Below are 23,716 nucleotides of genomic sequence, written 5' to 3'. Positions count from 1 at the left end.
CGGCACTCGAATTCGACAGGATCCAGTTCAAATCACTACCTGTATCTGGCCGCACCGACACGCAGCCCGGCCCAAACAAATGATGGGACACGTTGCGGCAGTATCCGAAATATCGGACTGCCGTCAAACGTCTCCCGAGTGCAGGTTACCCTGCCCTTAATGCCGGGGCGGGCCGAAACCCGCCCCGATCTATGTTCTTACCACTGACGGGAAATCGAGATGCTGAAGGAGGTACCTACATCGTAGGTATCAACCGGCAGCTCGACCGTGTCGTCAGATTGGGTCGCCTCATACCCGTCGCCCAGGATGTTGCGGACCGAGAAACCGATATCCCAGTCAGCCTCAGCCACGTTGACGGTACGGCTGTAGACGAAGTCCAGCGAAGACGGAACCTGCTCAACGATCTCCGGCAGATTGTCGGAGAGGTTGGCCACGGCACGTGTACGCTCGCCCGTATAGTTGTAGAGAACCGCCGCGCGGGAACGACCGTCATTGGCTTCAAAACCGACCTGTGCGTTGAACAGGTGCTCGGACTGACCCTGCAGGGTACGACCGTCCTCGATGAAGCCGGCTGCGTTGAGGGACAGGGCCTGCGGCTGACCGAAGGCACCCTGGGCAACAATCACATTACCTTCAGCAGACACTTCCGACTGAATGTAGGTGTAGTTGGTCTTGAAGAACCATTCCCGGTCCGCGAACAACGCGTTCTGGAAACGGTTGGAGAGGTCGAACGTTTTCTCGAATTCGAACTCCGCACCGGTCAGCGTCGCTTCCGGGGCGTTGATGAAGGACGTGTTCAGACCATCACCGATCGGAATGATGAATTCCTCGATCGGGTTTTCCATGATCTTGTGGAAAGCACCGACGGTGAAGAACTGATCTCGACCGAAATAGTATTCCAAGCGAGCATCAAAACTCTCGATTTCGGTGTTCACGAGAAACGGATTGCCCTGGAAACGCTGGTCGGTATCGGTGTTGAAGAACTCTGAGAAAGCCAGCTCACGGAATTGCGGGCGGGCGATCGACTGGGAGTAACCCGTACGCAGCTGGATATTGTCGGCAAACGTCCACGTCAGCGTTACAGCCGGCAGAGCGTATTCTTCGGCGATCGGAGCCGTATCGACACCATTGGGCACACCCGGCGGGTAGGCAAAGGTGTCGACGGACTGCGTACCGTCCTCGAAGCGGAAACCGACCGCGGCGCGGACAAAATCGTTCAGAGCAACGTCGGTACCGACATAGTATGCTTCAACATCAAGCTCGCCACGATAGGCTTCCGGGAAGGTCAGACCACCGGTCTCGACCAGTCGCAGACGCTCATCGACGATGTTCTGCGCAGCAAAGATGTAGTCGATGCGGGAGAACAGCAGGTCAGCCGGGATACCGACAGAACCCTGCTCGAAGGAGAAACGACGGGTAAAGGCTTCACGCTCGCGGGAGGTGTTGGAGTAACCGGCCTTGAACTCGGCATCGAGACCAAACACGGTCGCCGGGAAAGAGAGGTCAACGCCGTAGTCGGAGGTGACGTCTTCGATCTCGGAGAAACGCGTGAAATTGTCGTTGATGTCGCCTTCATAACGGTAGGCACCGCGGGCATCGTCAAACTGGTAGTTCACGAAGCGCTGATACGGAGCGTCCCGTGTCGCAGTCGCTTCGGAGATGCGCCAGTCGACAGCCAGGTCGTTCAGGTTCGCAAAGACATGCTCACCACGCAGCTGGTTGAAGATGACCTGGCGCTCGAACCACTCGGTGGAATCACCGCGCACAACAGCAGAGGAACCGGCGTTGAATTGCTCTTCCGTGCGACCTTCCTTGGACGTCGAACGCAGAACCATGCTCAGCAGGTTGATCTCGTGGTCGTTGTACCAATCCACACCGACGGAAACCATCGCCGACACGTCGATCTGGTTTTCCGTGGACATGAAGTTGTTGATGCCCTCACCGAGCGGGGCCAGACCAGAACGGTCAGCCGTAACCGGGCCGTTTTCATAGATCAGGCCATTGGCACCGATGGAGCCCTTGCCGCGCTGGCCTTCACGCGTTTCCCACTCATTGGAGTAGGAAACGGCGCCGAGCAGGCCGAGAGAGAAGTTGTCGAAGTCGAAACGGTCACCGGCCGACAGGTCGACGGAACCGTTTGCATCCGTATCAACGGCCTGGAGAACCCACAGCTCGGAATTGACCAGGGAACGGCCGATCGCCTGCTGCTGGTCGGCGGGCAGGTTGTTGCCAACACGCGTGGTGTCGAAGATTGCGGCCAGCTCGGCCGGAACGTCGCGCAGGCCATCATCATAACCCAGCCAATCCGTATCGGAGCCGGCATAGGTCAGACCACGATTGCCCGTCGTGACCGTGTCAAAACTGCCGCCGATGGAAGCTGTGAAGAAGCCCTCATTCGGCAGGGTTGCTGTTTCGATCCCGATGACACCACCGCCAAACTCGCCAGGGAACTCCGGCGAGAAAGTCTTCTGGACAAGAACATTTGAGAGAATGTTGGTTGGGAAAATGTCCAGCGGGGCAGCGCGGCGGAACGGTTCCGGAGACGGCATCGGAGAGCCGTTCAGAAGCGTATTCGAGTAGCGCTCGTTGAGACCACGAACAACCGCGAAACGGCCGCCCGTGGTGGAGATACCGGTAATGCGGACCAGAGCGCCAGCGAGATCGCTGTCACCCGTGGTTTCCAGATCTTCCAGGGACAGGACTGCGGAGACTTCAGACGTCACGCGACGGTCATCAGGAATGTACTGATAACGGACCGTGATCTGGTCATCGATCGGCGCATCCTGCGCGGAGGCTGCAAACGGGGCCAGGGTCGTGGTCGCCAGTAACGCAGCCGAAAGTGCAATTCGATTGGTTTTCATCTTAATCACCATGTGACTGCATGAGACAGATACGGTTCCCGGCGGTGCTTTCCGGCGGGAACCGCGTGAGTGCGTTACTGGGTGCGGACGTAGGTCCAGCCCTGGTACCAGGTGTCATTGGCATCCTCGACGGCGCCCGCGTACTGGGCGTCATCGAACCAGGCGTCGATGGCATTGATGTCGGTGGCGACAACAGCCTGCTCGGACGCCCCCGGAACCACACCGGTATTGCCCGGAATGAAGGTGAAACCGGTCATGGTGTTAGCCGCTGCATCAACATTGTTGATCATGGTGTTGGTGACGAAGTTCGCCACGTCCGCCAGATCGGATGCACCATCGTCACGGAAGTTGGTCGGGCAGTTGAAGAAGACAGACTGGATGATGATGTCTTCCGCAGCCGGACGGCCATTCGTGCCGTTGATGCCGTCGAACGTCGCGGCGTCATCGATATCCAGGCACTCCTCGCCCATGTCGACAACGATACCGTTGTAGAGCTCACCGGCCGTACCGGCACGCAGCAGGATACCGTCGTCGGATTCCGCCGCGCCACGCTCACCAATGATGGTGAAGTTGGAGATGCGTGGGTTGGAACGCGGCGTCAGGTCGTTGTTCGAAGAACGGTTGTCGAACTCGAAACCCTGGTCGGCATCGTCGCCGGACTGGGCAACGATCACGTACTGGGCACGGCCAACCCAGCCATCGGTGTAGTCAAAGCTGTCATCAGCATTGCCCGTCAGGACAACGTGGCGAACGTCAACAGCGCCACCGAACATCTCGATGCCATCGTCAGCGTTGTTGTGGACCTGGATGTAATCAACATTGGTGTCGGAACCGATGCCCTGGAAGGCGATGCCGTTGAGCTCGTCCTCATTGTTGATCAGGAAGCCGGCATAACGGACCTGGGTGTAGAAGAGGTCGCCGCTGTCATCGGTCGGCGTTGCGCCACCGAAGAGACCGGATGAGCCCTCGCCGGACTTTTCACAATCCGTCGTGCCACCGGTCGCCGTACCGTCGATACAAGCATTGATCGGCGCGCGACCGTTGAGGACAAGTCCGCCCCACTGACCGCGGTCATTGGCGCCCACAGTGCCTTCGACGTCGGAGCGGGCGGTCATGACAACCGGAGCTGCAGACGTACCGTTGGAGAAGATCTGGGATCCACGCGCAACAACGATGTAGTCCGAACCGGCGGTACCAAAGATGGTGACACCCGGGTCAATCGTCAGGCTGGCTTCGAGGCCGGACGGCAGCGGGGAAGCCGGGTCGGCACCGCGGTCAACACCGACGAAGACCGGACCCACCAGCTCGTAAATGGAACCACGCGTCAGGCGAACGTCCGAGGTGATATTGCCGGTGATCTGGCAGACACGCTGGCCGTTGAGAACCTCGGCAGACTCCGTCGTACCCGTCGGGCAGCCCGGGTCTTCGAACAGATCGAAAGTCCAGCCTGCGGCCCAGTTGGACGCGTTGGTGTCCGTGCCGGAGAAGGCACCGGCATAGGTCGTGGCGTCGAACCAGGGGTCGATTGCGTTCACGTCGGTCGCGACAACAGCCAGCTCCTGCGGGCCCGGGAGGATACCGGACATGGAGTTGGAAGAGGCGTCGACATTGTTGATCATCGTATTGGTGACGAAATTCGCCACGTCGGCGAGGTCGTCCGCACCGTCATCCTTGAAGTTCGTCGGGCAGTTGAAGAAGACGGACTGGATGATGATGTCTTCGTTCGCCGGACGACCATTCGTGCCGTTGATACCGTCAAAGGTCGCAGCGTCATCGATATCCAGGCATTCCTCGCCCATGTCGACCACGATGCCGTTGTAGAGCTCGGCAGCCGTGCCGGCGCGCAGCAGGATGCCGTCGTCGGATTCTGCGGCATTGCGTTCACCGATGATGGTGAAGTTGGCGATGCGCGGGTTGGAACGCGGGGTCAGGTCGTTGTTGGACGAGCGGTTGTCGAACTCGAAACCCTGGTCGGCATCATCGCCGGACTGGCGAACCAGAACGTATTGCGCACGGCCGACCCAGCCATCGGTGTAATCGAAACTGTCATCCGCATTACCCGTCAGGACAACATTGCGGACGTCAACAGCGCCACCGAACATCTCGATACCGTCATCGGCATTATTGTGGACCTGGATGTGATGGACGTCCGTGCCGGAACCCACACCCTGGAAGGCGATGCCGTTCAGCTCGTCTTCGTTGTTGATCAGGAAACCGGCGTAACGCACCTGGACGTAACGCAGCCAGCCGCTGTCGTCCGCCGGGTTGTCGCCACCGAAGAGACCGGAAGAACCTTCACCAGACTTTTCACAATCGGCGGAACCGCCGGCAGCCGTGCCATCGATACAGGCATTGATCGGCGCGAAACCGTTGATGATCAGACCGCCCCACTGGCCGCGATCATTCTCACCGACCGTGCCTTCGACATCCTGGCGTGAGGTCATGATGATCGGGGCAGCAGCCGTTCCATTCGCTTCGATGCGAGAGCCGCGAGCAACAACCATGTAGTCGGAACCGGCGGAACCGAAGAGCGTGGCGCCAGCGCCGATCTCGAGCGTGATCTGGGCGCCACCGTCGGAACCGATGAAGGTCGGCCCGGTCACCAGAACACCAGCATTCTGGGCGATAGCGGTGTCCTGCGTGATATTGCCGGTGATCTCACAGGCATTGATGGTGACGTCACCGTTGACGACAGTCGCCTGGCGGACAGACCCCGTACCACAACCACCGGCCGGAACCAGATCGATCGTGGTCTGGTTGCCACCACCGCCATTGCCGCCACCGCCGCCCGGCGGTGTACCGATATTCGTATCGCCCGGAGACGAAATGGACGTATCTGCACACGCTGCGAAGAATGCGCACGACGTAGAAACAAGCAGAAGCTTGCGGAAGTTTTGCTTCACCGACATTGAAGACCCCCAAAAAGGACAAAATCACCCGAGGTGACGTCCCGTCGTGAGGGGGCGCCACCACTTGGGGCGGCGATAAAACCCAGCTTTGTTACGCCTGAATGACACTGATTTGATGGATTGATGACGGCCCGAATTGGGACGCCCGGAGACGCGGTGCCGGAATGTCCGATAACCATGAATGTTGTTGCTATAACAGGGTGATCATTTCCGGTCGCAAATGCGCCCCAACCCGCGGCGATGTGCTTTGAAATTTTTGTGACAACCCGGAATATCCGCTACACTGCGGTCAGGGCCTCGCGATGACGCCAGGTCCGCCAGGGAAGTGAGTCGCAAGATTTTAATCCGTATAGACATTTTGCGAAAATGTGACGCCGGCCGCAGCTGGTCAGCGCCGTCCCCTGCGGGCTATCTTGCCCTGCGCTGGCGCCAGAAACTCTGACGCCGCCGTGCCCCTTCCGAGCGCCAAATCGGAAATTCAACCAGTTATCAGAAATTTCGATTTTCGGACTTTACATCCCGAAAATTTGCCAGTAGTAGCGCGCAACCCGGCGGAGGCGACGATGCCGGATTGGGTTAACTGCCAACAGGGGGTCACGTGAATTGTCCACGTACCATACGCCCCTGGACCTGGTCCGCTCACGGCACCTAGAAGACCCGGTCGTTGTAAGACGTCCGGAATGTCTGGCCCGAGCTAGCCGCTGGTTCCAGGAGAATTTTCCAGGCGACGTCCTGTACGCCGTCAAAGCCAACCCGAGCGATTGGGTGATTGATGGTTTGTACGCGTCAGGCACTGACTTCTTCGAAGTCGCCTCGTTGCCAGAGATCGAACTTGTCGCGCGACGGTGTCCCGATGCGCGCATGGCCTACATGCACCCGATCAAGAGCCGGCTTTCCATTCGCAAGGCCTATTTTGATCATGGGGTAAAGATCTTCGCGCTCGACACGCATGACGAGTTGATGAAGATCCTCGAGGAAACAGACCATGCAAAGGACCTGACACTGGTTGTCCGCATGGCTGTCGCCAGCGATTTCGCGCTGTTCTCGCTCGCCGGAAAGTTCGGCGTATCGCATACGGATGGGCCGGACCTGATCCGCGCCTCCCGCGAACACGCGCTGGAACTCGGTGTCAGCTTCCATATCGGCAGCCAGTGTATGGAACCGATTGCGTATCGCGCCGCCATGCTTGAAGCCTCCCGGCTGATCGTCCAGGCGGGTGTGACCGTGGATATCGTCGACGTCGGCGGGGGTTTCCCGTGTGTCTATCCGGGCATGGAACCGCCGGAGATGCAGCGTTTTGTCGATGCCATCACCGATGCATTCGAGGACATGCTCGTGCTGGAGAATGCCAAGCTGTGGTGTGAACCCGGCCGGGCCCTCGTAGCCGAGGCCGAATCCGTGGTCGTCCGTGTCGATCTGCGCAAGGACAAGGCGCTCTACATCAATGACGGCTCCTATGGCTGTCTGTTTGATGCAGCGCATGCGGACTGGAAATTCCCGATGCGCATCCTGCGCGCCAGCGGCATCTTCAGCGCCACGCTGGAGGACTACACGCTGTTCGGTCCGACCTGCGATTCCATCGACACCCTGCCCGGCCCGAACCTCCTGCCCGACGACATTCGCGAGGGCGATTACATCGAGGTCGGCATGATCGGAGCCTATGGCGCCGCTCTGGCCACCAAGTTCAACGGCTTTGGCACTTATGAAACCGCCGAAGTCTCCGACAGTCCGTTCGCCACAATGTTTGGCGATCTTGTTACCCGTTCTGCGCAAGGCGCATTCATCGAAAAGGATCTGGCTCGATGAACATGATTTCCACGATCGATATCCCGCGTGAGACGGCCGAAGAGGCTGCCGATCACTTCATCATGGTCGACGGCAAGGAAGTTGCCGGCCGTCACCTGATCATTGACCTGATTGACGCCTATGACCTGAACAATGACGGTGTCATTCGCCAGGCCATGCATGACTGTGTGAAAGAATGTGGCGCTACCCTGCTGCACATTCACACCCATGTGTTTGAACCCAATGGCGGTATTTCCGGCGTTGCGGTCCTGGCCGAGAGCCACATCTCTGTCCACACCTGGCCGGAACGCAACTATGCGGCGTTTGACGTCTTCATGTGCGGGGATGCCCAGCCGCAAAAGGCTGTTGCCATCCTCAAGGCCGCCTTCCAGGCCGGCGAGGCCCGTGTCACGGAAGTCCTGCGGGGTGAAGGCGCATGATCCCGAGGTATTGCTTCAAGGATGATGAGGGCCAGCTCTGGTTCAAGGAAAGCCTGACCCCGTCTGTCGGCAACAGCCTGCGGGTCGACGAGCTGATCTATGCCGAGGACTCCGACCTCCAGCACCTGATCCTGTTCGACAATGAGACCCATGGCCGCGTGCTGGCCATCGATGGCCTAGTCCAGGTCTCCATGTCCGACGAGTTCATCTATCACGAAATGGTCACGCATGTGCCGCTGCTGGCGCACGGCTCAGCGAGATCCGTGCTGATCGTGGGCGGTGGTGATGGTGGCGCCATGCGCGAAATCCAGCGCCATCCCGGCGTTGAACGCATCGTGCTCGCCGAGATCGATGAAGACGTCATCACGTTCTCGCGCAAATGGCTGCCGGAAGTTTCCAACGGCTCCTTTGATGACAGTCGTGTGGAGATCAAGATTGTCGACGGCGTCGATTACATGAAGACAGGCGACGAGCTGTTCGACCTGATCATCATCGACAGTTCCGACCCGGTCGGTCCGAGTGCCGTGTTGTTCACCGAGGAATTCTACGCGTCCTGTCACGGGCGCTTGGCCAAGGGCGGCATCCTGGTCACCCAGTCGGGCCTGGCTTCGGTGCATTCCGACGTCGTCGAGAACACGTCGGAGTACTTCTCGCGCATCTTCAAGCACCACGGCTTCTACGCCATCACCGTGCCGACGTTCTCCGGCGGTGTGATGACGCTTGGTTTCGCAACCGATGATGAAAGCCGCATCGCTCCTGCTGCCGGCGTTGTCGAGGAGCGCTTTGCAGCGCTCGACATCGACACGCGCTATTACAGCCCGGCCGTACACCGCGGAGCATTCGCCCTGCCTCGGTCACTCGAAGCACTGCTAAAACGCTAGCCCTTTTGCAATCATCCATGCGTTAATGCATGGATGATTTGCACCCCGATCATAAAATTGTGCGTGACCTTGCATGGTTCCAGCGATATGCGGGCCTTGGAACAGGACACTTGCCATGATCGAACTTTTCACCACCGCTTTCGTGACATTCTTCGTCGCCATCGACCCGCCCGGCGTCGCGCCAATATTTGGCGCGCTGACCAATGGTTCATCGAACGAACACCGCCGCGCCATGGCGATCAAGTCCGTGGTGATCGCGACCGGCGTCCTTCTGGGCTTTGCACTGATCGGGGGATGGTTGCTGGGTGCGCTGCATATCAGTCTCGACGCCTTCCGCGCAGCGGGTGGCGTGTTGCTGTTCATGATGGCGCTGGAAATGATCTTCGAGAAGCGAACGGAGCGTCGTGAAGAACGCGCGGAGAAGCTCTCCGAGGAAGACGACACCATTCCGGGCACCCACGAAGATATCTCCGTCTTTCCGATGGCGATCCCGATGCTGGCCGGCCCGGGCTCCATCGCCACCATGATGCTGCTGATGTCGGACCCGGCCAATTCCGGCCTGCTGAGCAAGGCCGTCATTCTCGGCAGCGCGGGCATCAACCTGCTGCTCTGTCTGGTCATCTTCCTGGCGATCGGCCCGATCATGCGCTTCATCGGCGACAGCATTGCAGCGATGATCACCCGAATTCTCGGTGTGATCCTCGCCGCTCTGGCCGCCCAATTTATCTTTGATGGCATTCGCGGCGGCCTGCTGGAAGGCGGCGCACACATCGCCGTCTCCGTACTGTCCTAGTCGACGGCGCCCGTGCGTGTGAGCTGCATGCGGAAATTCTGCATGCACTCGCCGCCGGTCGGGCACCATGATCCCGTCTCGATCCAGTGTTCGCCATCATATTCGGCGACATACTCGACGCGGCCGTAATCACCCATTGGCAACTGCCATGCGAAGCCGTTGTCGGTGACCTGCATCGGGGCGGTAAGCGCCTGGCCGTACATGTTCACAGCCTGCATCTCGAATCCGTCAGCACCGGCGGTGACAAAACCCGCTGCATCATGAATGACGCGGCCGTCAGACCGGCCCACGCCATGGATCTGCAGGACATGCCCCTGCGCTGCCGCACGCACGCTTTCATCGACAGTAAAGGTCCGGCGCTCGCCACCGCGATCGATGATCCAGCCCTCGCCCTGCCATTGCCCCTGCATCCAGCCTAGCGCCTCTGCGGGACGGGTGCTTTCAGCTTCCTGCGCGTTAACAGCTGACACCGCAACAACACTCGCCAAACCAGCTGCGGATACCGCGACCAACAAACATCTGATTCCATTCCTGTTCATGACTTTCTCCCGTTTAGAACGAGGAAACTTCATTAAACAAAGCACTTTCATCAATTGGGAATAAGGAGTCGTTCATCCCCGTGTGCGATGCTTAACGAGCTGAGGGACGGCAATAACAGAGCGGGGATTGGGAGGACTGGATGGTCATTCGATTCACAATAATGCTCGCCGCTGCAGCCTTGGCTGCAACCGGTTTCACGGCATCAGCACTTGCACTCACCCAGGGACAGACCGATCAGGCCATCGCCTTTGCCTGGCCGTCCATTGCCGTCGCCATCCTGCTGGCATTTTCACTTCCGGGAAATACGATACTCTCGCGCGAGGCCGATCAGGCCGGCTTGAAGTAATCGCTGTAGAGATCGGTACGACGATCGCGGAAAAAGCCCCACGCAGCCCGGTCACGTTCGACTTCGACGCGATCAAACGACCACAGTCTGAAATCCGTCTCTTCACGATCCAATTCCACCATCACCTCGCCTGTATGGTCACAGATGAACGAGGTTCCGTAGAACAGCTGACCATCCTCATCACCAACCCGGTTGGCCGCGGCCACCGGAATGACGTTGGACACGGCATGCCCCTGCATCGCACGCCGCCAGCGCGCGGAAGTCTCCAGACTCTCGTCCTGGGGCTCCGAACCGATCGCGGTAGGATAGAGCAGCAATTCCGCGCCCTGAAGGGTCATCACACGTGCTGCTTCCGGGAACCACTGGTCCCAGCAAATGCCCACACCAATTCGCCCGAACGCCGTGTTCCAGACCTTGAAACCGGTGTCACCGGGGCGGAAGTAGAACTTTTCCTGGTAGCCCGGCCCGTCGGGGATATGGCTCTTGCGATAGGTGCCAAGCACACCACCGTCCGCATCCAGCATCACCACCGAGTTGTAGTAGTTCGGCCCGTCCTTCTCGAAGATGGACACCGGAATGACGACACCGAGCTCCCTAGCCAGCGGTGCCAGCGTCAGGACGCACGGATGTTCGTCAGCAGGCGAGGCCAGCGCGAAGTGCTCCTCTTCCTGAATCTTGCAGAAATACGGTCCCTGGAACAATTCCGGCGGCAGGATGACCTGCGCGCCCGCGGCTGCAGCGTCACGCGCCAGACGATCTATTGTGGCAATATTGGCCTGAATGTCCTCGCCAAATGCCGCCTGCAATACGGCGACAGAAATGGTTGCGCCCACTATCTAGCCCTCGTCAAAACGGTCGAGCCAGCGAGATCCGTCACTCTGCCCGGTGCGCAAATCCATCACCACCGGCCACAGCCACCAGGCCGGGCGATTGTCGGAATTCCACAGCGCGACAAAGGCAAAGCCAGTCTCCGGCTCCATCACGATCTGTGCCCCATACCCTGAAAGATATCCGGAATGAAGCACCAGGGTGCGGTCCCCCCAATCATAGATGCGCCAGCCCAGCCCGTACCAGGTATTGGAGACTCGATCCGACAGGGCGCCAAGCCGGCGCGTTTCCCGACGTGTTTCGGTCAGCCGCGAATGCGCGCGTTCCCGCACATCCTCGGACAAGCCCGGTCGTGACCCCAGATGCGCCTGGGCCCAGGCGATCATGTCCATGAGAGAGAGGTTCACACCGGCTGCCGAGGGCACATTGTCGTAATGCGTGTCCGGGTCGCCGGCGCGATTACTTCCCCGGCGCCAGCCGCGATGCGGTGCAGCCCAGCTGTCCTCCGTCTGAAGGGCTGACGTACCGACACTGGCACTGGGCAGGCCGATACGGTCAAACAAGGCCTGGTCGAGCAATGTGGAATAGGGCTGGCCAATTGTCGCCTCGACAATACCCTCAACCGAGGAAAAGGCGACGTTCTGATAGGTGTAACAACTGCCAACGGGACAGATGAGATCAACGCCTGCAAGCCGTTCGCGTACATCATCAACATCGCGCCCCGCTTCCAGGATATTGTCATAGGCATTCGGTGGCAGGCCGGTGCGATGGCTCAGCACTTCCTCGATGGTCGGCGCGCGATTGCCCTGCAGGTTCATCACGCTTTCCGGCACCGGAGCGCTGAGATCGAGCTGACCTTCGGCTTCCAACATCGCCATCAGCGTGCCGGTGAAGGTCTTGGATACCGAAGCTGCGCGAAACATGGTTTCCGGCGTCACCGCCTCGCCACTGCCCGCGGCAGACTCGCCGTGGGTATAGATCAGGACCGGTTCGCCATTCTCGATCACGGCAGCCGCCAGGCCGACGATGCGCTGGTCTGCGATGGCGCGCGCGAACTGGGCCTCGACCGCGTCGAGATAGTCGAAACTGCGCACAGCAGCGTCATCCGCCAGTGCGGACACGCCAAAACTCATGAATGCGACAAGGGCTATGCCTGTTCGAAACACTCCGGACCTCCCGGGACGTGACACGTCACGCAATGAAACGCCCCCCCGCCAGTTAGAATAGCGTCAGATCGCGAGCCGACAATCCTGTGATTGCGGAAGAGCCCGCGAAGGATGCGCAGCGCGGCTCCCTCGCTTTGGGATCCATAGGTCGGAACAACGATATTCCGTGGACCGATGACCCAGTTCATATAGCTGGCCGGCATCAGCTCACCGTCTTCGTCCTCAAACCGTCCCGGACCGGGAATGATGTGAACCTGCAGCCTGCGGCCGCGGGCATCGGTCATGGTCTGGAGCTGGCGAAGAATGGCGGGGAATACCCGCGCCTGTTCATCATCCGCTCCGAACGGCATCTGGCAGACGACCACCCCAGGACGCACAAACCGCACGATATTGTCGATATGTCCGTCGGTATGATCTGCAATCATGCCTTCATCGATCCACAGGACTTTCTCGATGCCCAGGGCCTTTTTCAGCCGGTCCTCGACCTGGCTCTCGCTCGGCCCGGGATTGCGATTGGAGTTGAGCAGGCACTGACGGGTCGTCAGGACGGTGCCGTCACCGTCAAACTCCAGCGCACCGCCCTCACCGACCAGATCCACCGGCACGATGCGCGCGCCGGCCAGTTCGGCGATCTTCTCGCCTAGCTCGGCATCGCCCGGATAAAGGTATTTTCCGCCCCAGCCATTATGGCGGAAGCGCACTGCGAGCAGCTCCCCAGCCCGGCGCAGGAAGACCGGGCCGGTATCGCGGGTCCAGACATCCCCATAGGGATGCCGGATAACCTCGGCACGATTGCCCATTGCCGCCCGGGCACAAGCCTCCGCCTCCCCCGTGGAGGCCAGGATGGTCAGCGGCAGCCGCCTTCCGTTCGGCGCAGGCTCCACGGCCAGGTTCAGAAAGGCGCGGTATTCCGGCCAGACGTCCTCCAGCGCCGCAGGCCAGTAATCGCGCGCAGCGGGCCAGCAGGTGAACAGACGGTCCTGGACGGCCGTTTCATGGGGCAGGTGGGTCTCGGTCATGGCGGCGGCATCTAGCACAGCTCGCCCCGGGAAACGAGTTCCGGACATGAAGAAGGGCGACCCGAGGGCCGCCCTTCCGCAAATTCGCTTGGCGTTGAGTTCTTAGAACTCGTAACGCAGACCAACGCGGACCTGGTAGACAGATGCAGCCTGGTTCTCGAAGAACAGCTCGCTGCCGTCTGCGTCCGTTTCCATGAAGCGGTACAGGTAGGTACAGGTCGTGGTGACGCCACAGACGTCTTCGCCACGGCCACCGCGCAGTTCGTTGCCGTTCGCATCAACAAGACGGGCACGAACCGTGGTCTCGCCCTGGAAGCTCGGACCGTTCACGCGCTGACCCCAGTCATCATTGAGCAGGTTCATGACGTTGAAGATGTCGAAGGTGAGCTTGAAGTTGTTGTCACCGACGAAGCGATCGGCAGCACCGATGCCCGGCAGTTCCTGTTCGAGGCTCAGATCCCAACGCTGGGTCCACGGACCGTTGTCGCTGAGAACCGGCATGATGGAACCTGCATAGCCTTCCAGGCTACGCGCCTGGACGAACTCGAAAAGCTCATCGTGCACGGTCTGGGAAGCAAAGGTCACGAGCGGATCGTCGAAGCCCGTACCGGCAGCGTTGAGCTCCGGAATGTAGAGCGGGTCGTTGTTGCCGTACGGGAATTCACCGTCAGAGGCGACACCGAACAGGTGACGGAAGCTGCGCATGCCGTAACCGAACGGGCGACCGGACTGGATCGTACCGAAGAGAGAGACGTTCGTCGTCAGATCGCCGATGAAGTCGCGCTCATAGCTCAGGAAGATGTTGAATGCGTGCTCGATCTCGTTGGTAGAGGTGTGAGCAACATCTGCCTGACGATCCGGGCCGAGATTGCCGCGGAAGTTGGAGATGGCGCGCGAGGAGGTGTACGGGGACACGTCTTCTGCGCTCGTGTTGGTGTAGGACATGTCGAACGAGAAGCCATTCTCATAGCGCTTGGCCAGAGCGATGGAGAAGATGTCCGCAGAACCTTCGTCGGTGTTCGTCAGAAGGATCGGAGCGGATTCTTCCAGCTCGTTCATGTTCGGGTAGATCACACGGCCGTCCGGTGCGACGCCAACGAACTCCTGCAGATCAGCACGCTGCCAACCGAGGTTGACGAAGTGCAGCTGATTGTGGGCTTCGGAGTGAACGTACTGAGCCGTGACACGGTAGTCGTCACCCAGACCCCAGCGATCGAGGTTCAGGTTGTACTCACCAACGAGTGCGAAACGCCACTGACCCGGGATCTCGAAGTCCGGACCGAAGACGCCGAATGCCGGGACGAAACGACCGTTGGCATTGGCAGCAGCATCAGCGATCTGCGTCAGAGCGGCAGCCGGGATGGTGTTGCCCTGGATACCCGCGAGCGGATCGATGGATCCACGGAAGGTCAGCGGAACAAAGCTGTTGGCCAGGAAGACTGCCGGGGAACCGCCAGAGAACAGGCCAGCACCACCACGAACCGTCAGGCGGTCGTTTACAGACCAGTTGAAGCCAACGCGCGGCAGCAGGATGTCAACGCCGTCGAGATTGTCACGACCGGAGATGCCATAGAGTTCCTGGAACGTGCGGCGGTCACCGTTTTCAAGGATCGTGTCCAGACGCTCCGGAGCGAGGTCGTCCTGGGAGATGCGCTCGTAACGAAGGCCGTAGTTGACCTCGAACGTCGGCGTAACAGCCCAGGTGTCTTCCGCGAAGAAGGACCACAGCTCGTAGGAGTAGTTGGTGATGCCGTCAGCAACATTACCGGACGCCGGCAGGTCAACGAAGAAGTCCGAGGCCAGCTGGTTGGCGTAGTCGGAGATGCTGTCGAAGACTGCAACACCGGAAGAGCCCGGTACGAATACGTTGAGGACCGAGTAGTCTTCGTAACGCATGCCGAAGGTGATGTTGTGGTCACCCCAGGCGTAGTTACCCTGCGCGTAAACCGTGAACAGCTCGTCGTCGATGGCGTTTGCCTGATCGAAACGATCCGGGCCGAGGAAAACGCTGACCGGCGAGCTGCCGACCAGGGCGGCACCGTCGAGGCCGTTCGCAGCGAACCACGGGTCTGCACCGTCGATGTCACGGATGTTGAAGCTCATGAAATCAGAGCCGGACGGACCGCCAGCCTGACCAAGCGGCGTACGACGCTGCTGGGTTTCACGGGAGCCGATGCGAACGAGCGTGGAGAAACGGTCGGTCCAGTCAGACAGCAGCTCGAAGGAGTACTGGTCGGTGGTAACGGTTTCGCGGCGCGTCGCGCTCGGGAAGTCGAAGGAGCCGGTGCTGGCCAGCTGACCTTCGTCGAGCGTCATGTAGGTGAAGGTCGCACGGTGGTCATCATTGATGTTCCAGTCGAACTTCGTCAGCAGGCGCTCGGTCGTCTCAGCATCGCTGGAGAGCGTCTTTTCACCCGGGTCGTAGTTATAGGTGTTCTGCGTCAGGGTACGAATGGCGTCGAACAGACCGACCTGCGTATCACCGAGGTTCGGGTTTTGCGGAGCCGTACGCTCGAAGTCCGAGTAGTTGACGAAGAAGAACAGACGGTCTTCGACGATCGGACCACCAATGTTGATGGAGATTTCTTCTTCTTCGAAATTGCCCACGTCGTAGTCACGACCGAAGGCGCGATCACCAACGAAGTCGCTTTCGGAACGGTAGTAGCCGAGCACGCCGTCAAACTCGTTGGAACCGGAGCGGGTCACAACGTTGATGGAACCACCCTGGAAGCCGTTGTTCAGGACGGAGAAGTCAGCAACCGTAACGGAGACGGACTCGATCGCGTCGAGGTCAACCGGCGGACGCTGGGACGGGAATACACCGTCAGAGTTGATGCCGAACTGCTCGCCGATTTCGATACCGTCGAGGTTCAGGGCGTTGAAGTTCGTGCCAACACCAGCGATGTTCAGTTCGCCATTGCCGTTGGAGTTTACCAGCGGGTCACGAGCCAGGATGTCGGTGAAGTCGCGGTTGACGGTCGGCTGAACAGCCAGGTCAGCGGCGGAGAAGACAGAGCCGATACCCGTGTCCAGGGTCAGCGTGTCGAGACGCTCGCCACGAACCGTGATGATGTCGGTGGTGCCACCGGAGGACAGGGAAACACGCAGCGGTGCCTGGGAACCGATCGCCAGGTTGATGTTTTCCAGAACAGCCGGCTCGTAGCCTTCAGCCTGGATGATGACGCGGTAAGGACCACCAACACGCAGGTTGGTTGCGCTGAATGTACCGTTCGCGCTGGACTGAACCGTCGACGTGGAAGCCGTCGGCAGGTGTACGATGGTAACAGATGCGTTGGAGAGCGCCGCACCGGTTTCAGAGGTGACGGAACCACGCAGCGTAGACGTAGTCTGCTGTGCGTAAACGGCAGCGGGAGCTGCTGCCAGCAGAGCGACCGTCGCCGCGCTGAAGGCGAATTTTTTTGTAAAAGACATTTGGATGTCCCCCAATAGAACGACCAACGAGGGCAGGCGCCCTCTTTAACGAAGCACGGGCCTCCTACGCCGCCTGTTAGAAGAATCCAAGACGTCAGAATGAAGCTTTTATGACCCCTCAAACGGCGTCACAAACACGTCACATTACGAACATCCCCGAACATTACCAGATCTTGTTCATCAGCCAGGCGCGTCACAACATTTTGTGGGTAGCCATGCGACGGTGATAATTATGTGACAGTTTCTTGAATCTGGACATCGCACCGAAACCGCCTAGGCTGCGGCGAAAATGATACACTATTCAGCTGGACTATCCTGAACATGTCGCCCATCGAGTCGCCAACCGAAGAATCACGCTGGACACAGTTCACTCTGATCCTGATCCTCGTCTCCGCCGCGCTGCGAATTCTCGCCCTGGCATTCAATCCACTGGAACTCTACGCAGACGAAACGCAATACTGGGTTTGGTCACGCGAGTTTGACTGGGGCTATTTCTCGAAACCGCCGATGATTGCCTGGTTGATTGCCGTCAGCACCAGCCTGTTCGGCGACACAGACTTTGCAGTCCGGCTGCCTGCGCCCCTCCTCAATATCGCCACGCTGAGTTTCCTCTTCCTGGCAGCACGCCGTCTTTGGAATGCGCGCACGGGGTTCTGGGTCGCTCTGACCTTCACAACCATTCCAGCGGTCTGGATGTCCAACGCCGTCATGTCTACTGACACCCCCATGATGGCGGCCTGGGCAGCGGCGTTTTATTGTCTAGTCGCACTGCGCACGAAGGCCAGCTGGGGTCATGCGGTCGGACTGGGCGTCGCGATCGGGCTGGGTATGCTCGCCAAATACGCCATGATCTATTTTGTCGTGGGAACAGGCCTGTCGCTTGTCCTGGACGCGCCTGCGCGGCGAGCGCTTCTGTCCCTGAAGGGTGTCGTAGCCGCGGTGCTTGGCACCCTGATACTGCTGCCCAACCTGCTCTGGAACGCTGCCCACGACTTCGCCACGGTCTCTCACACCGCGGCCAACGCAAATTGGGGCGGCAACCTCTTCCACCCGGCAGAGCTTTTTGACTTCCTGTCTGGTCAACTTGGCGTCTTCGGCCCAGCCCTCTTCGTGATCCTGATCGGCGTGCTGTATCGCACCCTGCGCCAGCGCAAATCGGTTCACCCCGACGCCCTGCTCCTCAGTCTCTTCATCCTGCCACCTCTGTTGACCGTATCCGTTCAGGCCTTCATCTCCCGGGCACATGCCAACTGGGCGGTGTCCGCCTACCTTGCCGGCAGCCTGCTGGTGGTCTTCTTCCTGTTGCAAGGCCCTCGATGGCGGCGCTCTGTGCTCTGGGGGTCGATAGCCGCCCATTCCGTCAGCATGATCGCACTGATGGTCATTGCGAGTGTTCCGTCCTGGACTGTTGCCGCAGGACTCAGCAACTCCACCAAGGGTGTCCGCGCCTGGCAGGAGACCGCAGACCGAATTTCCCAAGCAGCACAAGCCGATGACTACACGTACATTGTCTTCGATAACCGGAATGTGTTCCACCAGGTGCAGAGATACGGAAACCAACCGGAAGACACCGTGAAGATGTGGCTGCGCTTTCCAGGCGCGACCAATCACGCTGAACAGGGCTGGCCGCTGCCAGAGCAGTTTACCGGTGATATCCTCATTGTCTCGCAACGCAGCTGGCAAGAGCCGATGTTCCAGGGCGATTTCGCCCGGATCGAGCAAATCGGCGATATCTCGATCGCGCTCGACGGCAACAAAACGCGCGATTTCACGTTATGGCAGGCCTCGGGGCATCAGCGTGTGGAACGCACAAGCGAGCTTCTCGAGCTGTGGGCGAGCTACGATGTGGCCTACATGAATCGCCCGCGCTAGCCCCGCTCCTCCGGCAAGCCAACGGCAAGGGTGAGGTTCTGCATTGCCTGGACCGCGGCGCCCTTGAGCAGATTGTCCAGCGTGGACACGATGACGGCACGTCGCCCATCATCGGCCAGCTGGAAACCACCGATCGTGATGCCGGGTTTGCCCGCACCATCGATAACTTCCGGGATACCATCAGCCAGCTCGACCAGTGCCTCACCTGCATAGAAATCCGCGAAGGCACGGCGTAATTCCTCGCCGGTAATCGCCTCGGCAAATCCCAGATGCACGGTCACCACGATACCGCGAAAGAAGGCCGCGACATGAGGCGTGAACTGGACCTCGACACCGAGATGCCGACTCATTTCTCGCTCATGGATATGCCCGGCAAGGGCATAGGGCATGAGATTATCTCTCAGCGCCGCCAGGTCATTCTTGCGTGACGGCGTCGTGCCTGCACCGGAATAGCCCGATACGCCAAAAACGTGAGCCGGCGCACCAAGACGCTCGCGCACCGGTGCGATCGCCATCTGGCCTGCCGTCGCATAACAGCCCGGGTTGGAAATACGACGCGCCGAGGCCAGGGTCTCCCGCCCATAAACTTCCGGCATGCCGTAGACCCAGCTGTCGTCGAACCGATAGTCCGCTGAGAGATCGACAATGACCGGGTCTCGCCCTGCGTCATCGATGGCCTTCACAAATCCGGCAGCGGCCCCGTTGGGCAAGGCCAGGATCACGGCATCCACCTCACGCGAGGCGACATCCGCTGGGCTCAGAGCCTCGAAACCAAGACCATTGCTTACTTCCGGAGCCATATCCGCGACCGGCTTGCCGGCGAACTCGCGGGAGCTTGCGAAGACGAGCTCCATATCGTCACGACCTGCGATCAGGCGCAGGAGCTCACGGCCGGTATGACCACGGGCACCAACCAGTCCGACACGTACCGTCATGACGCACTCTCCAGCGTTGCCGGCAGTGAAAAGGCCTGTTCCAATACCGGTTGCAGATCGGCCATTGATTTCTCACCACGCCAGAACACCGTCCACTCATCCTGGCGAACAGCGCCCGAACACTGGTCGAAATAGAACCCATTGACCGGATTATCCGTGCGCGAACGCCAGACCAGCTCTGGCGCATACTCGATCAGACGCTGCCAGACCGCACGGCCCAACCCCTCGCCACGCGCCTCGTCCAGCACGGCGAACTTGTCCAGATAGATGGACCCGGCCAGCCGGGTCGTCAGGGCGGCAGCGCGATAATTCTCCGTGACCAGGGCATGATCCAGCGCCAGCCCGTCCCAATAGCCGGGCACGGTCGGACGGCCAAAGGCGCGGGCAACCAGCCCCTCCAGCCGGGCCATGTCCAGCGCGGTCTTGTCATCCAGGGCAAAGATCCGCTCACCACGACGCACCAGTGTACCGGCCCCGGCGTGAGTGAAGAGCTCACTCGCCAGCGCCCTGGGCTTGGTGATCGACACCGAGCTGGACAGCGGCAGGGTTTCCAGCAAGCGCTTGATCTCGTCGATCTTGAGCTGCATACCCCCCGACACCCAGTCGGCCGCGACAATCTCCTGGTAGTCGGTCGCCAGGTTGATGGAGGAAATGATCTCGCCCTCCGCATCCAGCAAACCACCGGTCCCGGTCAGGAAAACTACCTTGTAAGGCTGCAGCGCCTCCACCAGTGCCCGCACGGCGCTGTCCGCGTTGATATTGACCAGCTTGCCATCCGGCGTCTCACCCAGACAGGCCAGTATCGGCGCCTGGCCGGCACGGGCGGCCGCCGCGACCAGGTCGAGACGTATGTCCGTCGGTTCACCGACCCGACCCAGCCGGGCCTCGTCAATCATGCGCGCCTCGAACACACCACCGGGAATAGCCGCCGCCTGGCCACCCGCCGCGCGTACGCCGTCAACAATGGCCAAGTTGGCGCGGGTCAGTGTCTCGCGGATGACGGGAACCGCCTGCTCACGGGTCACGCGCAGACCATCCACACGCTCGGTTTCGATGCCTGCCGTCTCCAGCGCCTCGTCCAGCTGCGGGCCACCGCCGTGCACGACAATGGGCGAGAGGCCGACCGATTGCAGGAAGGCCAGGGAGGCTGAAAGCGCTTCCAGATCATCCCGGATCACTGCACCGCCGACCTTGATGACGGCGAAACGTTCCTGTTCCAGGCCGGAGAAACGGCTCAGATATTCACGGATTTCCTTGCCGTCCCGCATGTGGGAAAGCAGTTGGACGATCGTCTGGCGAACCTCGGAAAAATTCTCGCTCATCACGACCCTCCCTGTTTGGCCAGGGTTTCCATGATGGCCTTTTGCACGTGCAGGCGATTTCCCGCTTCCTCGATACCCAGGAAAGCCGGGCTGTCGACCACGGCATCGGCGATCTTCACATTGCGGCGCATGGGCAGGCAGTGGCTGACAACACCGTTATTGGTCATCGCCATCTTTTCCGGCGTGATCATGAAGTCCGCACCCTTGGCCCGCAGCGGCGCCTCGTCATCCCAGTTGCCGTAGAACGGCAAGGCGCCCCAGCTCTTGGCATAAACGACATCCGCGCCGGTGTAGGCAGCCTCAACATCGGTTGTGAGGGTCAGATTAGCACCTGCATCTCCGCAGAATCTCTCGGCGGCGGACATGTAGCGCTCGTCCAGGCGATAGGCCTCGTCCGGCACCAGCATGCGGACATTCATTCCGAATTTGGATGCAATCAACAGGGCGGAATTGGCCACCGCCGTGTTCAGCGGCTTGGGGTGCGGCACCCAGGTCAGCAGGAACTCCTTGCCCTCGACTGATCCGAGACGGTCCTGCAGAGCCAGCATCAGGGCCAGTTCCTGGCAGGGGTGCACAATCGTTTCCATGTTGATCACCGGCACCGTGGCGTGCTGGGCAAAGGCCGAGATCATCGGGTCCTCACGCTCCGCGCCCCAGTCCTTGAACTCCGGGAAACAGCGAATGGCGATCAGGTCGACATAACTCGACAGGACCCGCGCAGCCTCACGGACATGCTCCTCCTCGGAACCATCCATGACGGTGCCGTCAGAAAACTCCAGCGGCCAGGTCGCCCCCTTGGCGTCCAGAACAATGGCGTGACCGCCCAGCTGATGAGCCCCGATATCGAAGCTTGATCGGGTTCGCAGTGACGGGTTGAAAAACAAGAGCGCGATGGACTTCCCTTCGAGCGATCGGCTGACCGCACCGGACTTGAAGGCGGCTGCTCGGTCGAGCAGGCCCTGAAGTTCGGAACGGGACCAATCGGCTGTCGTCAGGAAGTGGCGCATTTGCTTACCTTTTCGCGCTTGCAATAAAACCAGCTCAAGGCCTTAGGGGGCGCCACTGGACATGTCCAGACCCTGAACCTGCGCGCGCGAGCATGGCAGCATTGCCGCGGGGAGTGGAAATCGGCCCGCGGATGTGGAACAAGCCGAAGGCGAAGGAGATCTCCATGTCCGTTCTTGCTGTTATTCCTGCCCGTTACGGCTCCACCCGTTTCCCCGGCAAACCGCTCGCGAAAATTGCCGGTCAGATGATGGTCGAGCGTGTCTGGCGCATCGCGGCGGCGGCTGACGGCGTGGACCGTGTCGTGGTTGCGACGGATGACCAGCGCATCGTTGACGCGGTCGAAGCGGCGGGCGGCGAAGCTGTGATGACGGACGAGAATTGCCGCAACGGAACCGAGCGCGCACTCGATGCGCTGAAACGCCTGAATAGCGATGCGGAGATCATCATCAATGTCCAGGGCGATGCCCCGCTGATCCCACCCTGGGTGATCGGCGATGTGGCCACCACTCTGCGCGACAATCCGGACATGCCGATGGCCACGCCCGCGGTCGCCTTGCCTGCCGACACCGAAGCGCGCATGCGCGTCGACAAGGCCAATGGCTCGGCCAGTGGCACAACGGTGGTTTTCGACAAGACCCTGCGCGCGATGTATTTCTCCAAGAATGTCATCCCCTTTCGCCGCAAGCCGGAAACGGGCGCGCCGGTCTATCAGCATATCGGCCTTTACGGCTATCGCCGCGACACGCTGCAACAACTGGTCGATCTCGAACCCACACCGCTGGAACTGACCGAAAGCCTCGAACAGCTTCGTGCGATGGAAAATGGCATTCCGATCCAGGTCGTGCTGACCGATTATCGCGGCCGCTCGGCCTGGTCTGTCGACAGCCCCGAGGACGCGACACGCGTCGAGGACATTATCAAGCGCGAAGGGGAGGTCGTGTGATGAGCAAGATCCTGCTGGCCCGCCACGGCAATACATTCGGTCCCGGCGACAAGGTCGTCTGGGTCGGCGCGAAGGAAGACCTGCCGCTGGTGGAAAAGGGCGAGCAACAGGCCGCCGCTCTGGGCGAGGCCCTGCGCGATGCCGGCCTGACGCCCGCGCACATCATTTGCGGTCCGCTCAAGCGCACCCGCCGCGCCGCCGAAATCGTCTCCGAACTGACCGGGTTTGACGGCGAGGTCCGGATCGACGAACGCCTGCGCGAGATCGATTACGGCTCCTGGGGCGGCAAGTCCTGTGACGAAATCATTGCCGAATTCGGTGCTAAGGCTCGCGAGGAATGGGATCTCCACCACCGACGCCCGCCCGGCGCGGACTGGTCCCCCAGCGAGGATACGCTGCGCAGCAATGCGCTCGCCTCCATGGCGGCTGCGGCCGAGCTGGATGGCCTGACGGTCGTCATCACCTCCAACGGCATCCTGCGCTATATGTACAACGCGCTCACCGGGCCGGACGCGGACGTGAAGGTCAAGACGGGTAATACCTGCGCCGTGGACATCAGCGGTGACGGCGGCAGCCGTCTGTTCTGGAACGAAAAACCAAATGCCGACCTCATCAGGTCCGCCCTGGGCTAGAATA

18 protein-coding genes are annotated in these 23,716 nt (G+C 60.3%); 8 read left to right on the top strand and 10 right to left on the bottom strand.

The window, feature by feature from the left end; genetic code table 11:
* Positions 1 to 197 precede the first annotated feature (197 nt).
* The gene (locus tag JJ889_RS03195; protein WP_291891452.1) at positions 198 to 2,861 is read right to left on the bottom strand and encodes a TonB-dependent receptor; all 2,664 of its coding nucleotides are present in this window, start codon (positions 2,859 to 2,861) and stop codon (positions 198 to 200) included.
* A gap of 74 nt (positions 2,862 to 2,935) precedes the next feature.
* On the bottom strand, positions 2,936 to 5,770 hold the full coding sequence (locus JJ889_RS03190; RefSeq protein ID WP_291891451.1) for a hypothetical protein: 2,835 nt from the start codon (positions 5,768 to 5,770) through the stop codon (positions 2,936 to 2,938).
* Positions 5,771 to 6,373: 603 nt separating this feature from the next.
* Here JJ889_RS03190 and JJ889_RS03185 point away from each other — a divergent pair.
* The 4 genes from JJ889_RS03185 to JJ889_RS03170 all read left to right on the top strand — a co-directional run bounded on the left by JJ889_RS03185 (position 6,374) and on the right by JJ889_RS03170 (position 9,669).
* Complete coding sequence (locus JJ889_RS03185) at positions 6,374 to 7,576, top strand: type III PLP-dependent enzyme (RefSeq protein ID WP_291891450.1); 1,203 nt, start codon at positions 6,374 to 6,376, stop codon at positions 7,574 to 7,576.
* Positions 7,573 to 7,995, top strand: coding sequence for an adenosylmethionine decarboxylase (gene speD / locus JJ889_RS03180; protein WP_291891449.1), 423 nt, complete (start codon positions 7,573 to 7,575; stop codon positions 7,993 to 7,995). The genes JJ889_RS03185 and speD overlap by 4 nt, the downstream gene beginning before the upstream one ends.
* Positions 7,992 to 8,876 carry a polyamine aminopropyltransferase gene (gene speE / locus JJ889_RS03175; protein ID WP_291891448.1) on the top strand — a complete coding sequence of 295 codons (885 nt, stop codon included), beginning with the start codon at positions 7,992 to 7,994 and terminating at the stop codon, positions 8,874 to 8,876. Before speD ends, speE begins: the two co-directional genes overlap by 4 nt.
* 115 nt (positions 8,877 to 8,991) lie before the next feature.
* Positions 8,992 to 9,669 (top strand): MarC family protein, encoded by a 678-nt coding sequence (locus JJ889_RS03170; protein ID WP_291891447.1) that lies wholly within the window; start codon positions 8,992 to 8,994, stop codon positions 9,667 to 9,669.
* Here JJ889_RS03170 and JJ889_RS03165 read toward each other — a convergent pair.
* Positions 9,666 to 10,139, bottom strand: coding sequence for a hypothetical protein (locus JJ889_RS03165; protein WP_291891446.1), 474 nt, complete (start codon positions 10,137 to 10,139; stop codon positions 9,666 to 9,668). The two genes, JJ889_RS03170 and JJ889_RS03165, sit on opposite strands and share 4 nt — an antisense overlap.
* Before the next feature lie 209 nt (positions 10,140 to 10,348).
* Here JJ889_RS03165 and JJ889_RS03160 point away from each other — a divergent pair, with 209 nt between their 5' ends.
* The gene (locus JJ889_RS03160) at positions 10,349 to 10,555 is read left to right on the top strand and encodes a hypothetical protein (RefSeq protein WP_291891445.1); all 207 of its coding nucleotides are present in this window, start codon (positions 10,349 to 10,351) and stop codon (positions 10,553 to 10,555) included.
* On the opposite strand, the gene aguB is transcribed toward JJ889_RS03160, so the two are convergent.
* The 4 genes from aguB to JJ889_RS03140 form a co-directional block, all read right to left on the bottom strand.
* Positions 10,537 to 11,388, bottom strand: a complete 852-nt coding sequence (gene aguB, locus JJ889_RS03155) for an N-carbamoylputrescine amidase (RefSeq protein ID WP_291891444.1) — start codon at positions 11,386 to 11,388, stop codon at positions 10,537 to 10,539. The two genes, JJ889_RS03160 and aguB, sit on opposite strands and share 19 nt — an antisense overlap.
* 3 nt (positions 11,389 to 11,391) lie before the next feature.
* The gene (locus JJ889_RS03150; protein WP_291891443.1) at positions 11,392 to 12,549 is read right to left on the bottom strand and encodes a serine hydrolase; all 1,158 of its coding nucleotides are present in this window, start codon (positions 12,547 to 12,549) and stop codon (positions 11,392 to 11,394) included.
* Entirely contained in the window at positions 12,531 to 13,568 is a 1,038-nt protein-coding gene (locus tag JJ889_RS03145) for an agmatine/peptidylarginine deiminase (protein WP_291891442.1), read from the bottom strand. The genes JJ889_RS03150 and JJ889_RS03145 overlap by 19 nt, the downstream gene beginning before the upstream one ends.
* Positions 13,569 to 13,670: 102 nt before the next feature.
* Complete coding sequence (locus tag JJ889_RS03140) at positions 13,671 to 17,000, bottom strand: TonB-dependent receptor (RefSeq protein ID WP_291891441.1); 3,330 nt, start codon at positions 16,998 to 17,000, stop codon at positions 13,671 to 13,673.
* 321 nt (positions 17,001 to 17,321) lie between these two features.
* Here JJ889_RS03140 and JJ889_RS03135 point away from each other — a divergent pair, with 321 nt between their 5' ends.
* The gene (locus JJ889_RS03135) at positions 17,322 to 18,872 is read left to right on the top strand and encodes a glycosyltransferase family 39 protein (protein WP_291891440.1); all 1,551 of its coding nucleotides are present in this window, start codon (positions 17,322 to 17,324) and stop codon (positions 18,870 to 18,872) included.
* Here JJ889_RS03135 and argC read toward each other — a convergent pair.
* From argC to JJ889_RS03120, 3 genes are read right to left on the bottom strand one after another with little or no spacing between them, the layout of a single operon-like run.
* Positions 18,869 to 19,807 (bottom strand): N-acetyl-gamma-glutamyl-phosphate reductase, encoded by a 939-nt coding sequence (argC, locus tag JJ889_RS03130; RefSeq protein WP_291891439.1) that lies wholly within the window; start codon positions 19,805 to 19,807, stop codon positions 18,869 to 18,871. The genes JJ889_RS03135 and argC overlap by 4 nt on opposite strands.
* On the bottom strand, positions 19,804 to 21,129 hold the full coding sequence (locus JJ889_RS03125) for an acetylglutamate kinase (protein WP_291891438.1): 1,326 nt from the start codon (positions 21,127 to 21,129) through the stop codon (positions 19,804 to 19,806). Before JJ889_RS03125 ends, argC begins: the two co-directional genes overlap by 4 nt.
* Positions 21,129 to 22,136, bottom strand: a complete 1,008-nt coding sequence (locus JJ889_RS03120; RefSeq protein ID WP_291891437.1) for an N-acetylornithine carbamoyltransferase — start codon at positions 22,134 to 22,136, stop codon at positions 21,129 to 21,131. The genes JJ889_RS03125 and JJ889_RS03120 overlap by 1 nt, the downstream gene beginning before the upstream one ends.
* Positions 22,137 to 22,300: 164 nt before the next feature.
* Here JJ889_RS03120 and kdsB point away from each other — a divergent pair, with 164 nt between their 5' ends.
* Positions 22,301 to 23,080, top strand: a complete 780-nt coding sequence (gene kdsB / locus JJ889_RS03115) for a 3-deoxy-manno-octulosonate cytidylyltransferase (protein ID WP_291891436.1) — start codon at positions 22,301 to 22,303, stop codon at positions 23,078 to 23,080.
* Positions 23,080 to 23,712 (top strand): histidine phosphatase family protein, encoded by a 633-nt coding sequence (locus tag JJ889_RS03110; RefSeq protein WP_291891435.1) that lies wholly within the window; start codon positions 23,080 to 23,082, stop codon positions 23,710 to 23,712. The genes kdsB and JJ889_RS03110 overlap by 1 nt, the downstream gene beginning before the upstream one ends.
* The last annotated feature ends 4 nt before the right edge of the window (positions 23,713 to 23,716 follow it).

Source organism: Maricaulis sp., assembly GCF_017643475.1.
Classification (GTDB): domain Bacteria; phylum Pseudomonadota; class Alphaproteobacteria; order Caulobacterales; family Maricaulaceae; genus Maricaulis.
Note: the sequence above shows the minus strand (reverse complement) of the source record. Positions and strands in the feature narration are given on the sequence as shown.

Excerpts from the sequence above, each read along its gene's own strand:
- JJ889_RS03195 (WP_291891452.1), bottom strand. The coding sequence starts at position 2,861 with ATGAAAACCAATCGAATTGCACTTTCGGCTGCGTTACTGGCGACCACG.
- JJ889_RS03190 (WP_291891451.1), bottom strand. The coding sequence starts at position 5,770 with ATGTCGGTGAAGCAAAACTTCCGCAAGCTTCTGCTTGTTTCTACGTCG.
- speD (WP_291891449.1), top strand. The coding sequence starts at position 7,573 with ATGAACATGATTTCCACGATCGATATCCCGCGTGAGACGGCCGAAGAG.
- speE (WP_291891448.1), top strand. The coding sequence starts at position 7,992 with ATGATCCCGAGGTATTGCTTCAAGGATGATGAGGGCCAGCTCTGGTTC.
- JJ889_RS03170 (WP_291891447.1), top strand. The coding sequence starts at position 8,992 with ATGATCGAACTTTTCACCACCGCTTTCGTGACATTCTTCGTCGCCATC.
- JJ889_RS03160 (WP_291891445.1), top strand. The coding sequence starts at position 10,349 with ATGGTCATTCGATTCACAATAATGCTCGCCGCTGCAGCCTTGGCTGCA.
- JJ889_RS03145 (WP_291891442.1), bottom strand. The coding sequence starts at position 13,568 with ATGACCGAGACCCACCTGCCCCATGAAACGGCCGTCCAGGACCGTCTG.
- JJ889_RS03140 (WP_291891441.1), bottom strand. The coding sequence starts at position 17,000 with ATGTCTTTTACAAAAAAATTCGCCTTCAGCGCGGCGACGGTCGCTCTG.
- JJ889_RS03135 (WP_291891440.1), top strand. The coding sequence starts at position 17,322 with ATGTCGCCCATCGAGTCGCCAACCGAAGAATCACGCTGGACACAGTTC.
- argC (WP_291891439.1), bottom strand. The coding sequence starts at position 19,807 with ATGACGGTACGTGTCGGACTGGTTGGTGCCCGTGGTCATACCGGCCGT.
- JJ889_RS03125 (WP_291891438.1), bottom strand. The coding sequence starts at position 21,129 with ATGAGCGAGAATTTTTCCGAGGTTCGCCAGACGATCGTCCAACTGCTT.
- JJ889_RS03120 (WP_291891437.1), bottom strand. The coding sequence starts at position 22,136 with ATGCGCCACTTCCTGACGACAGCCGATTGGTCCCGTTCCGAACTTCAG.
- kdsB (WP_291891436.1), top strand. The coding sequence starts at position 22,301 with ATGTCCGTTCTTGCTGTTATTCCTGCCCGTTACGGCTCCACCCGTTTC.
- JJ889_RS03110 (WP_291891435.1), top strand. The coding sequence starts at position 23,080 with ATGAGCAAGATCCTGCTGGCCCGCCACGGCAATACATTCGGTCCCGGC.